The 12359-nt window shown below is 31.8% G+C and carries 10 protein-coding genes and 1 riboswitch; of the genes, 6 read left to right on the top strand and 4 right to left on the bottom strand.

From position 1 onward, the window contains the following. The first annotated feature begins 1 nt into the window (after position 1). Both AC1Q7N_RS09370 and AC1Q7N_RS09365 read left to right on the top strand, forming a co-directional pair. Positions 2 to 1696 carry a CDP-glycerol--poly(glycerophosphate) glycerophosphotransferase gene (locus AC1Q7N_RS09370; RefSeq protein WP_001832305.1) on the top strand — a complete coding sequence of 565 codons (1695 nt, stop codon included), beginning with the start codon at positions 2 to 4 and terminating at the stop codon, positions 1694 to 1696. A gap of 368 nt (positions 1697 to 2064) precedes the next feature. Then, entirely contained in the window at positions 2065 to 2760 is a 696-nt protein-coding gene (locus tag AC1Q7N_RS09365) for an HAD family hydrolase (RefSeq protein WP_002438704.1), read from the top strand. A gap of 89 nt (positions 2761 to 2849) precedes the next feature. On the opposite strand, the gene AC1Q7N_RS09360 is transcribed toward AC1Q7N_RS09365, so the two are convergent. From AC1Q7N_RS09360 to AC1Q7N_RS09345, 4 genes are all read right to left on the bottom strand, one after another. Next, on the bottom strand, positions 2850 to 4154 hold the full coding sequence (locus AC1Q7N_RS09360; protein ID WP_002438706.1) for an NtaA/DmoA family FMN-dependent monooxygenase: 1305 nt from the start codon (positions 4152 to 4154) through the stop codon (positions 2850 to 2852). A gap of 48 nt (positions 4155 to 4202) precedes the next feature. Beyond that, positions 4203 to 4955 carry a 3-oxoacyl-ACP reductase gene (locus AC1Q7N_RS09355; RefSeq protein WP_002456017.1) on the bottom strand — a complete coding sequence of 251 codons (753 nt, stop codon included), beginning with the start codon at positions 4953 to 4955 and terminating at the stop codon, positions 4203 to 4205. Between the two features lie 101 nt (positions 4956 to 5056). Next, a riboswitch (TPP riboswitch) is annotated at positions 5057 to 5156 on the bottom strand. Positions 5157 to 5310: 154 nt separating this feature from the next. Next, on the bottom strand, positions 5311 to 5973 hold the full coding sequence (locus AC1Q7N_RS09350) for a deoxynucleoside kinase (RefSeq protein ID WP_002438709.1): 663 nt from the start codon (positions 5971 to 5973) through the stop codon (positions 5311 to 5313). Beyond that, positions 5966 to 6583, bottom strand: coding sequence for a deoxynucleoside kinase (locus tag AC1Q7N_RS09345; RefSeq protein WP_002456016.1), 618 nt, complete (start codon positions 6581 to 6583; stop codon positions 5966 to 5968). Before AC1Q7N_RS09345 ends, AC1Q7N_RS09350 begins: the two co-directional genes overlap by 8 nt. A 66-nt stretch (positions 6584 to 6649) precedes the next feature. On the opposite strand from AC1Q7N_RS09345, the gene tadA reads away from it, so the two are divergent. The 4 genes from tadA to sdrG all read left to right on the top strand — a co-directional run bounded on the left by tadA (position 6650) and on the right by sdrG (position 12237). After that, positions 6650 to 7156, top strand: coding sequence for a tRNA adenosine(34) deaminase TadA (gene tadA / locus AC1Q7N_RS09340; protein ID WP_002438711.1), 507 nt, complete (start codon positions 6650 to 6652; stop codon positions 7154 to 7156). A 167-nt stretch (positions 7157 to 7323) separates the two neighbouring features. Next, on the top strand, positions 7324 to 8202 hold the full coding sequence (locus AC1Q7N_RS09335; protein WP_002438712.1) for a Cof-type HAD-IIB family hydrolase: 879 nt from the start codon (positions 7324 to 7326) through the stop codon (positions 8200 to 8202). 4 nt (positions 8203 to 8206) lie between these two features. After that, a complete protein-coding gene (locus AC1Q7N_RS09330) occupies positions 8207 to 8773 on the top strand; it encodes an NADPH-dependent FMN reductase (RefSeq protein WP_002438713.1) in 567 nt (188 codons plus the stop codon). A 482-nt stretch (positions 8774 to 9255) separates the two neighbouring features. Next, entirely contained in the window at positions 9256 to 12237 is a 2982-nt protein-coding gene (gene sdrG, locus AC1Q7N_RS09325; RefSeq protein ID WP_233655063.1) for an MSCRAMM family adhesin SdrG, read from the top strand. Positions 12238 to 12359 lie beyond the last annotated feature (122 nt).

Raw genomic sequence — 12359 nt, 5'->3', positions numbered from 1 at the left:
TATGACAAAGCAAAATATATTTATAGATGACATTTATTGGGAACGTGTCCAACTCTTCGTCAAAGGACATTTTGAAGGAGTAAAACCTACAAGAAATTTCCTTCTTAGAAATCTAACAGAAACAAAACTATTAAATGCCAATCATGTTAATATTCAAGGGTCAACTTTTGAGGCAAGATTTAATATTGCTATTTTAGAAAAAGGTAATTTTTTAGGTACAGGCAATTATATATTAATCAACCGACAAGAAGATGAATATGTCTGCCAAATTAACCCCAAATTTTTGAATGATAAAAAAAATCAGATGACTTTAGAGGAGTTAAGAGATTACAACTCACTTGAGACCCAATCGTTACAAAAAAGTTATTTATTAAAAAAGTATGGTAAAAGTTTCCAAAGATATAATAACAAAGAGATTAAATCTTACGTCATTGTTCCGGCAATATCCCAAGAAATTAATGAGTTTATTTTTAAAGTTCAATATAAATCTGAAATAAAGAAAATAAGTAAACTTAAGCAATTATCATACATATTACATAAAGCTTTGAGGAAAATTAGCTTCAATGTGAGAGATAAAATATATTTGTCGGTATTTAACATTTCCAAAACAGTATATAAGAATAATAAAAATCATGTTTTGTTTACATCAGATTCTAGAGCAAATATGTCAGGAAATTTTAAATTTATATACGAAGAAATGCTTAAACAACAATTGGACAAAAAACTTGTCATTCATTCTATTTTTAAACCTAATATAGCAAATAGGAGATCGTTTATTGATAAATTAAAATTTCCATATTTTTTAGGAAAATCTAAATATATCTTGGTTGATGATTATCATCCGATGATATATAAACTTCAATTTAGAGAAAACCAAGAAATAGTTCAAGTATGGCATGCTGTGGGTGCTTTTAAGACTGTAGGATTTAGTAGAACTGGGAAAAAAGGAGGACCTTTCATAGACTCTATTGGACATAGGAATTATAGTAAAGCTTATGTTTCGTCAAATAATGATATTCTTTACTATGCTGAAGCTTTTGGAATTGAAGAACATAGGGTTATTCCAACAGGTGTTCCACGTACGGATGTTTTGTTCGATGAATCTTATAAAACACGCATTAAACAAAGTTTAGAAACAAAATTACCAATTATAAAAAATAAAAAAGTCATTCTTTTTGCACCTACATTTAGAGGAAATGGACATCGCACAGCACACTATCCTTTCTTTAAAATTAATTTTGCAAGATTAGCTAGTTATTGTGAAGAACATCAAGCTACTGTTCTGTTTAAAATGCATCCTTTTGTTAGAAATAAATTAAATATCCCAGCAATTTATAGTAAATATTTTTTAGATATTTCAAATTACCGCGAAGTAAATGATGTATTGTTCATTACGGATATTTTAATCTCTGATTATTCTTCTTTAATCTATGAATTTTCAGTTTTTAAAAAACCAATGCTTTTTTATGCTTTTGATTTGGAAGATTATATTTACACGAGAGATTTTTATGAACCTTATGAAACCTTTGTTCCTGGTAAAATAGTGAAAACTTTTGATGAGCTTATTTTAGCTTTAGAAAATAATGATTTTGAATTAGAAAAGGTGAAGCCGTTTTTAAATAAAAATTTTAAATATAAAGATGGTAAATCAAGTGAACGATTAGTTAAAGATTTATTTAACAAATTTTTTCAGTAAAAGAATTTAAATTTTCTAATTTATGATAATTGTAACAATGGGTAAATAATAAGTTAAAAAATTTATATCATAGTGAAACAACTCTAAATCTAGTCATGTCTAGTAAATTTTCAAAGTATAGTTAAGTCATTTTGTTTTTAGCAAGTTCTAGATTAGTGATGTACAAAACGTATTATGAATAGAGTCTTTTAAAGTATGTATTAATTAATAAAAGTACCTAAAGAAAATAGCCATTTTTAATTTTGAACCCAATTTTAGTTTTTATACTTAAATAAAGTTCAGTTTCCTATAATTGTCATGTAATCTATAATACAATAGTTTATGTAACTATAATTAATATAAAAATCATTTTCAGGAGAGAATTAAAATTGGAATGGATATTATTTGATAAAGATGGTACATTGATTGAGTTTGACAGTAGTTGGGAAAAAATTGGCGTACGTCTCGTTGATCAACTTTTAGAAACCTTTCCAGTACATGATAAGGAAGCGGCACATCGCCAATTAGGCATTATCGATAAAAAAATTAAGCCAGATTCTGTTATGGGATCGGGTTCATTAGGTGAAATTATAGAGTCTTTTAATGGTGTAACAGGTAAAGAAACATCAGATTGGACAAAGGATACGAGTCAGGAACTCATTGATTCAAGAGTGCCTGAAAACAATTGGATTGATGGTGTACAAGAAACTATTCAAGCTCTTAGAAATGAAGGATATCACATAGGTATAGTAACAAGTGATACTAAAAAAGGAGTCGATCAATTTCTGGAGGAAACGCAAACTAGAAATCTCTTTGATTTAGTAATTTCTACAGAAACACACGCAGAAGAAAAGCCACATCCTAAAGTTTTAGATCCACTATTTAATGCTTTTGATGTTAAACCAGAAAAGGTAGCAATAGTAGGAGATACGGCCAACGATATGAAAACCGCGATTAATGCTCATTTAGGATTAGCTATCGGTGTGCTAACAGGCGTGGCTAAAAAAGAGGAACTCTACGACGCAGATGTCATCATTAATAGTGCAAAAGATGTTAAACAAGTTATAGAGCAATACGGAAAATAAAGTTTTTAAATTGAGTAAGACGTAGATGTGTGAGTCGATTCGCACGTCTACGTCCTTTTTCTTTTAATAATACATAAAAAACATCGGTTTTATGAGTCGAGATTTAATAATGTACGTAGTGTAGATTGATTATAAGAATTTTTAAATAAAGCACGACGTTGTAGTTCTGGTATAATGTATTTTAAAAAATCTTCAAGGCTATGGGGTAATGAAGGTGGCATCAGATTAAAGCCGTCTGCAACGCCTTCATTAAACCACTGCTCCATCTCATCCACTATCTCCTCAGGTGTACCTATAAGAGTAAGATGACCACCACCGGCACTTAAGTAACCTAATAATTCTCTTACAGTCGGTTGTTTATCTTTTATAATGGCTAAAACTGTTTCATATCGACCAATCGGACCTTTGAAATTTTTAGCAGGAGGTAAGGGAGGAACTGGTTCATCTAATTCCCAATCTGAACAATCTTGTTGAACAAAAAAACTGAGTTGCTTTAAAGCATCTTCAATGGGTAATTTTTGATCAAGTTCTGCTTTTTTTGATAATGCTTTTTCATGGGTTTCACCTACATAAGTTACTAAACCAGGGAAAATTTTAATTTTTCTATCTGGATGTTGAGTTTTAGAAATAGCATCAGACAATTTCTTTTTATAACTACGTGCTTGCTTGATATCCCATGAAACAGAGTAAACAGCATCAGCATATTTTGCTGCTAATGCAATACCTTCTTTTGACGCACCGGCTTGCATAGATACTGGTTTACCTTGAGGACTTTGTGGTGTTGTATGTGGTCCTCGTACTTGAAAATAGTCTCCCTCATGATAAAAAGGTTTAATATCTTTAGACTCAATAATTTTGTTGTTGTTTTTATCTGGTACATAAGATGCAGTTGACCAAGAAGTGAATAGCTGATTCATTACCGATGCAAATTCATCTGCTTTTTTGTAGCGCTCATGTCTTTCTGGTAAGTATTGAAGACTGTGATTTTGGGCTTCAATATCTGTCATGGATGTGACTAAATTCCAACCCACACGGCCATGAGATAAGTAGTCTAGACTTAATAATTGACGAGAAGCGGTGAATGGATTTGAAAATGTACTCGATATTGTTGGCACTAATCCTATATGTGATGTAACTTGTGCAATAGCTGATAAGTTAATTATAGGATCAAACCAAAAAGCGGGCATAGTAGTATTATCACTTGCATTAAAGGCTTGATTATCTGCAAAAAAGACGATATCCAAAAGACCTTTTTCAGCTATTTGAGCTAAATGCTGATAATAAGATATGTTGCCGATATCCTCAATATTAGAATCTTTCATACGCCATGCCGCTTGATGATGACCACATCCATACAGTAACACACCTATGTTAAGAAAGTGATTATTTGTCATATGAACACCTCATTAATTATTATCTTTTTGTAAAAAATACACAAACAATTAGTTCATTGTTAAACCACCGTCAACGGTAATATTTTGACCTGTTACGCCACGTGCTTCATCTGAAGCGAGATATACGACCATATTGGCTACATCTTGAGGTGATGTTACTTTTCTAAGAGGTGTAGTTTGAGCAATTAAATCAAATACTTCAGGTGTAGTGACTGCACTTGCATCAGTCGTTTTGAGTAATCCTCCAGAAACAACATTTGCTGTAATACCATATTGTCCAAGTTCTGCAGCAATATTACGAGTAAAGCCAATGAGACCTGCCTTTGCTGTTGTATACTCATGATAAGGTACGACTGGATTTTGATACAAATTGGTTCCAATACTAACAATGCATCCACTTTGTTGTTCTATAAATTGTGGTATGACGCTTTGAGTCACATTAAATGCTCCTTTTAAAGTACCATTAAGTTGTTGTTGATAATCTTCCCAAGTTAAATCTTTAAACGATTTTTGCTGATTTGGATCAAATTTAAAACCAACAAGTGCATTATTAATGACTATATCTATTTTTCCAAAATGTTGTGTGGCAGTTTGAATCATTCGATTCACATCGTTTCTGTCTGTCACATCAGCTTGAATAGCTATAGCCCTACTTTGATTATAATTTCTAATTAATTTTTCAGCTTTATCCTTATTTTGTTTGTAATTAACAACAACATTGTAGCCTTTTTCTAGTAAAGTTATTGCAATTTTAGCGCCTAATCCACGACTACTTCCCGTGATAATTGCAGTTTTTTTCATCTTTATGCCCCCAATAATTTTTATTTGTATAAGAAAAAATGCACAACCTTCATGAGAAAAGTTGTGCATCCAAATCAATATATAAAGACAGAATGATAATTAGATGAGATTCAACACTTTCCTCCGCTAGTATAAGCTAGTTCAGGTTCAAAGGGTTTGGATGATATCCATCTCAGTTAAAAAACACCCCTAGTGCATATAATTCAGTTATAGTATAAACATAGAATTTTTATAAAATATTGTCAACATTCTTAATAATAGCTATATCTGTTATTTTAATATTTGAGTAAAAGGTATATGAAATAACTTGTGAAAGTATATAAATATAAGCTCTAATTTTCTACAATTAGATATATTATCTTGTATCCACTTGTCGGTATGCTTTAATAACTTGAGCAATTTTATCAATGACTGAATCAAGGGAGTCTACGTCTTCGTGTATGTCATATTCATTAATATTAAGTCGAACAACAGGACATGCATTAAAATTGTTAATCCAATTTTCATACCGTTTAAATAGTTTTTTCCAATATTCTGGATCTGTATTGATTTCCATGTCACGTCCCCGCTGTTGAATACGATCAATTACTTCATCATAATCACATTCTAGATAAATCAGAACATCAGGCTTTGGAAAATAAGGTGTCATAACCATTGCATTAAATAATTCGTAATACGTGTGGTAGTCGTCAGCACTCATTGTTCCTTGTTCTTCGTGCATTTTTGCAAAAATATCCACATCTTCATAAATTGAACGATCTTGAACGAATCCGCCACCATACTCAAACATGCGTTTTTGTTCCTTAAAACGTTCAGCAAGAAAGTAAATTTGAAGATGAAAGCTCCAACGTTCAAAATTATGATAAAATTTATCTAAATAAGGATTATGGTCTACATTCTCAAAGGAAGTTTTAAAATTTAACTTGTCAGCAAGTGCTTGTGTTAACGTAGATTTACCAACCCCTACAGTGCCAGCAATGGTTATTACTGCATTTTGAGGAATACCATAATTATTCATCTTTATTTTCTCCAATCATAGGTTTTACTAAATTTAAAATATTTTGGTAATCGTAATCATTTTTAACGAAATCTTGTTGAGATGTATCAATTCGAATGACATTTGCACCGTCATTCTTTAATGATTCATAATAAGCAAGATAATCTTTTTTTAAAGTAAGTAAATAGTCATCTTCTATTTGAGATTCAAAGCTACGATTACGTTGTGCAATTCTAGATTTTAATACATCTAAATCAGCATCTAAAAAGATAATTGTATTTGGCATTTCGATATCTTCAGTTAAAATATCAAAAATACGACTGAATTTATCAAATTCTTTAGCATCTAAAGTATTTTTAGCAAAAATTTTATTTTTATGAATATGATAATCGCTAACTATACCTTGATTTAGCGACTCAATATCTCTAATCTGTTTATATCTGTTACATAAAAAGAACATTTCAGTTTGAAAACTCCACTTTTCTATATCATCATAAAAATCAGATAGAAATGGATTTTCATCAACAATTTCTTTCTCTTCATAAAAACCAAACGTCTTGCTTAATCGGTGAGCAAGAGAGGATTTACCAACACCTATAGGTCCTTCGATTGCAATAAATGGTTTATTCATAATCACTTCTCCAAATGTTAAGATAGACAATGAGTATTGTACCATAAGTGAGGTATTCCAACACATATGAAAAAAAATCATGATTACATGCGCTTAGCAATTAATGAAGCACACAAAGCCAAAGCATTAGGAGAAGTTCCAATCGGAGCAGTTATTGTTAAAGAGGATCAAGTCATTGCACGTGCACATAATTTAAGGGAAACATTGCAGCAACCTACTGCCCATGCAGAGCACATAGCGATAGAACGGGCGTCAGAAGTTGTCGGCAGTTGGAGATTAGAAGAATGTACGTTGTATGTTACATTAGAGCCCTGTGTCATGTGTGCGGGCACTATTATTATGAGCCGTATTCCAAAGGTTGTGTATGGTGCTACTGATCCCAAAGGAGGATGTTCAGGAAGTCTTATGAATTTATTAGAACAACCGCAGTTTAATCATAGGGCAATCGTAGAAAAAGGAATTTTAGAAGAAGAGTGTGCAGAACTATTGAGAAGTTTTTTTAAGGAAATACGTGAAAAGAAAAAAGCAGAAAAACAGGGGAAGATACAAAAGGATATAAATTTGTTAAAATGATGTCGTACATAAATAAACGTATTTTTGAAGTCCAGTAAATCGTTAAAGATTGTGTGATAACATATAACAATGATGAAGTTAAGACACATGCTACACACATTAATTTTAAATCAATTAAAAAAATTCATATAGCATCACTTTAAAATAAGTGGAAACGAGGTCAACTAATGATAAAGCTAATAGCAACTGATATGGATGGAACATTACTTAACGCTGGTCATGAAATCACCACTATGAATCAAGAAGCGATAAAATTTGCGCAAGCGAACGGCATTACAGTAGTTATTGCAACTGGTAGAGCATTTTATGAGGCACAAACACCTGTTGCTGAAACAGACTTAAAAGTACCTTACATATGTTTGAATGGTGCAGAAGTTCGTGATGAATCATTTAATATAATGAGTACATCGCATCTTAATCATGATTTAGTACACAAAATTACTACAGCACTTAAAAATAATCATATTTATTATCAAATTTACACAAACCGTGGCATATATACAGAAGATCCTAAACGTGATTTAGCAATCTATATAGATATTGCAGAACGTGCGGGTCAAAAAGCAGATGTAGACAAGATACGAAATAATATACAAAAACGCATAGATAACGGTACTTTAAAAGTTGTAGATAATTATGATTCAATTGAAGATATTCCTGGAGAACTTATTATGAAGGTGTTAGCTTTTGATGCAGATTTAAGTAAAATCGACCAAGTAGGTCAAGCGTTAGCATCATCACCAAATTTAGCAGTATCTTCATCATCAAGAGGTAATCTAGAAATCACTCATTCAAACGCTCAAAAAGGCATTGCCTTATCAGCTATTGCTCATCAATTGGGTATAGATTTAACAGATGTGATAGCAATAGGAGATAATTTAAATGATATTTCAATGCTAGAACGTGTAGGTTATCCAGTAGCAATGAATAATGCTACAGACGAAGTTAAACATATTGCTAAATATGTCACAGACACCAATGAAAATAGTGGAGTTGGAAAAGCAATCATGAAAATATTAAAAGAAGAAAATAATTTAGAGGTGTAAAATAATGAAAGGTTTAATTATTATAGGGAGTGCTCAAGTAGGGTCTCATACGAACGCTTTATCAAAATATTTAAAAGGTCAACTCGGCGAACATGATGTTGAGGTGGAAATCTTTGACCTAGCTGAGAAACCCATTCATCAATTGGATTTTGCTGGTACAACACAAGCAGTTGATGAAATTAAAAACAATGTCAAATCTTTACAGAGTAAAGCAATGGAAGCAGATTTCTTAATTTTAGGAACGCCAAATTATCATGGATCGTTTTCAGGTATTCTTAAAAATGCACTTGACCACCTTAATATGGACCATTTCAAAATGAAACCCGTGGGACTCATTTGCAATAGTGGAGGAATAGTAAGTTCTGAGCCATTATCACACTTAAGAGTCATCGTACGTAGTTTACTTGGTATTGCTGTACCAACGCAAATTGCTACACATGACTCTGATTATGCTAAATTAGAAGATGGTACCTTATACTTAGAAGATAATGAATTTCAACTACGTGCAAAATTGTTTGTTGATCAAATTGTATCCTTCGTAACAAATAGTCCATATGAACACTTAAAATAATCATATTTTATGATTTGTTTTTATCAAGCAATATCATTAAATTAGCTCCCTTTGATGTTTTTAGTAAACATTAAAGGGAGTCTTTATATTTATTGCCTTAATAAAACATATACATGATTTTTGAGATTTAACTTTAAAATATTCCATAAAACACTGTGACAGAGATGTGCATAATACTAATATGAAACACCGCGGTTATTTATATTTTTATCATTCGAAATAGTTTGGTGACAATTTTTTTGATGAATATAGTAATAATTTCAACTATTTATGTTATTAGAATTTTAAGAAATGTAGAGCGAATTAATTAACTGTTTATTAAATGTTTGTTAACATATTTAAAAAATATTGCAAAAAAGACTTATATACTATATTGTATTTTACTCTAGAAACGATTTTTACTTGAAAATTACATTGAAATAGTCAAAGATAAGGAGTTTTTATGATTAAAAAAAAATAATTTACTAACTAAAAAGAAACCTATAGCAAATAAATCCAATAAATATGCAATTAGAAAATTCACAGTAGGTACAGCGTCTATTGTAATAGGTGCAACATTATTGTTTGGTTTAGGTCATAATGAGGCCAAAGCTGAGGAGAATACAGTACAAGACGTTAAAGATTCGAATATGGATGATGAATTATCAGATAGCAATGATCAGTCCAGTAATGAAGAAAAGAATGATGTAATCAATAATAGTCAGTCAATAAACACCGATGATGATAACCAAATAAAAAAAGAAGAAACGAATAGCAACGATGCCATAGAAAATCGCTCTAAAGATATAACACAGTCAACAACAAATGTAGATGAAAACGAAGCAACATTTTTACAAAAGACCCCTCAAGATAATACTCAGCTTAAAGAAGAAGTGGTAAAAGAACCCTCATCAGTCGAATCCTCAAATTCATCAATGGATACTGCCCAACAACCATCTCATACAACAATAAATAGTGAAGCATCTATTCAAACAAGTGATAATGAAGAAAATTCCCGCGTATCAGATTTTGCTAACTCTAAAATAATAGAGAGTAACACTGAATCCAATAAAGAAGAGAATACTATAGAGCAACCTAACAAAGTAAGAGAAGATTCAATAACAAGTCAACCGTCTAGCTATAAAAATATAGATGAAAAAATTTCAAATCAAGATGAGTTATTAAATTTACCAATAAATGAATATGAAAATAAGGTTAGACCGTTATCTACAACATCTGCCCAACCATCGAGTAAGCGTGTAACCGTAAATCAATTAGCGGCAGAACAAGGTTCGAATGTTAATCATTTAATTAAAGTTACTGATCAAAGTATTACTGAAGGATATGATGATAGTGATGGTATTATTAAAGCACATGATGCTGAAAACTTAATCTATGATGTAACTTTTGAAGTAGATGATAAGGTGAAATCTGGTGATACGATGACAGTGAATATAGATAAGAATACAGTTCCATCAGATTTAACCGATAGTTTTGCAATACCAAAAATAAAAGATAATTCTGGAGAAATCATCGCTACAGGTACTTATGACAACACAAATAAACAAATTACCTACACTTTTACAGATTATGTAGATAAATATGAAAATATTAAAGCGCACCTTAAATTAACATCATACATTGATAAATCAAAGGTTCCAAATAATAACACTAAGTTAGATGTAGAATATAAGACGGCCCTTTCATCAGTAAATAAAACAATTACGGTTGAATATCAAAAACCTAACGAAAATCGGACTGCTAACCTTCAAAGTATGTTCACAAACATAGATACGAAAAACCATACAGTTGAGCAAACGATTTATATTAACCCTCTTCGTTATTCAGCCAAGGAAACAAATGTAAATATTTCAGGGAATGGTGATGAAGGTTCAACAATTATAGACGATAGCACAATAATTAAAGTTTATAAGGTTGGAGATAATCAAAATTTACCAGATAGTAACAGAATTTATGATTACAGTGAATATGAAGATGTCACAAATGATGATTATGCCCAATTAGGAAATAATAATGATGTGAATATTAATTTTGGTAATATAGATTCACCATATATTATTAAAGTTATTAGTAAATATGACCCTAATAAGGATGATTACACGACTATACAGCAAACTGTGACAATGCAGACGACTATAAATGAGTATACTGGTGAGTTTAGAACAGCATCCTATGATAATACAATTGCTTTCTCTACAAGTTCAGGTCAAGGACAAGGTGACTTGCCTCCTGAAAAAACTTATAAAATCGGAGATTACGTATGGGAAGATGTAGATAAAGATGGTATTCAAAATACAAATGATAATGAAAAACCGCTTAGTAATGTATTGGTAACTTTGACGTATCCTGATGGAACTTCAAAATCAGTCAGAACAGATGAAGATGGGAAATATCAATTTGATGGATTGAAAAACGGATTGACTTATAAAATTACATTCGAAACACCTGAAGGATATACGCCGACGCTTAAACATTCAGGAACAAATCCTGCACTAGACTCAGAAGGTAATTCTGTATGGGTAACTATTAATGGACAAGACGATATGACGATTGATAGTGGATTTTATCAAACACCTAAATACAGCTTAGGGAACTATGTATGGTATGACACTAATAAAGATGGTATTCAAGGTGATGATGAAAAAGGAATCTCTGGAGTTAAAGTGACGTTAAAAGATGAAAACGGAAATATCATTAGTACAACTACAACCGATGAAAATGGAAAGTATCAATTTGATAATTTAAATAGTGGTAATTATATTGTTCATTTTGATAAACCTTCAGGTATGACTCAAACAACAACAGATTCTGGTGATGATGACGAACAGGATGCTGATGGGGAAGAAGTTCATGTAACAATTACTGATCATGATGACTTTAGTATAGATAACGGATACTATGATGACGAATCGGATTCCGATAGTGACTCAGACAGCGACTCAGATTCCGATAGTGATTCAGACTCCGATAGCGACTCGGATTCAGACAGCGACTCAGATTCAGACAGCGACTCGGATTCTGATAGCGACTCGGATTCAGACAGCGACTCAGACTCAGACAGTGATTCAGATTCAGACAGCGACTCAGATTCCGATAGTGATTCAGACTCAGACAGCGACTCAGATTCTGATAGTGATTCAGACTCAGACAGTGATTCAGATTCCGATAGTGATTCAGACTCCGATAGCGACTCAGACTCGGATAGTGACTCAGATTCTGATAGTGATTCAGACTCAGACAGTGATTCGGATTCCGATAGTGATTCAGACTCAGACAGTGATTCAGACTCAGACAACGACTCAGATTTAGGCAATAGCTCAGATAAGAGTACAAAAGATAAATTACCTGATACAGGAGCTAATGAAGATTATGGCTCTAAAGGCACGTTACTTGGAACTCTGTTTGCAGGTTTAGGAGCGTTATTATTAGGGAAACGTCGCAAAAATAGAAAAAATAAAAATTAAAATGTTCAAATGAAATTTGTAGAAAGAAGCAGATATGAGATTTGAATAGAAAGTAGATTTAGTCCAACAAATGTAAGATGTTGATTAAAACTATAATATAACTTTCACGTTTATCATATCTT

The sequence above is a fragment of the Staphylococcus sp. GW823-FHT05F06 genome, from assembly GCF_058795495.1.
The sequence above is the reverse complement of the archived record's forward strand: the minus strand, read 5'-3'. Positions and strand labels throughout refer to the sequence as shown.

Bases quoted from the DNA above. Each gene is read 5' to 3' on its own strand.
- AC1Q7N_RS09370 (WP_001832305.1), top strand. From the start codon at position 2: ATGACAAAGCAAAATATATTTATAGATGACATTTATTGGGAACGTGTC.
- AC1Q7N_RS09360 (WP_002438706.1), bottom strand. From the start codon at position 4,154: ATGACAAATAATCACTTTCTTAACATAGGTGTGTTACTGTATGGATGT.
- AC1Q7N_RS09355 (WP_002456017.1), bottom strand. From the start codon at position 4,955: ATGAAAAAAACTGCAATTATCACGGGAAGTAGTCGTGGATTAGGCGCT.
- AC1Q7N_RS09350 (WP_002438709.1), bottom strand. From the start codon at position 5,973: ATGAATAATTATGGTATTCCTCAAAATGCAGTAATAACCATTGCTGGC.
- AC1Q7N_RS09345 (WP_002456016.1), bottom strand. From the start codon at position 6,583: ATGAATAAACCATTTATTGCAATCGAAGGACCTATAGGTGTTGGTAAA.
- tadA (WP_002438711.1), top strand. From the start codon at position 6,650: ATGAAAAAAAATCATGATTACATGCGCTTAGCAATTAATGAAGCACAC.
- AC1Q7N_RS09335 (WP_002438712.1), top strand. From the start codon at position 7,324: ATGATAAAGCTAATAGCAACTGATATGGATGGAACATTACTTAACGCT.
- AC1Q7N_RS09330 (WP_002438713.1), top strand. From the start codon at position 8,207: ATGAAAGGTTTAATTATTATAGGGAGTGCTCAAGTAGGGTCTCATACG.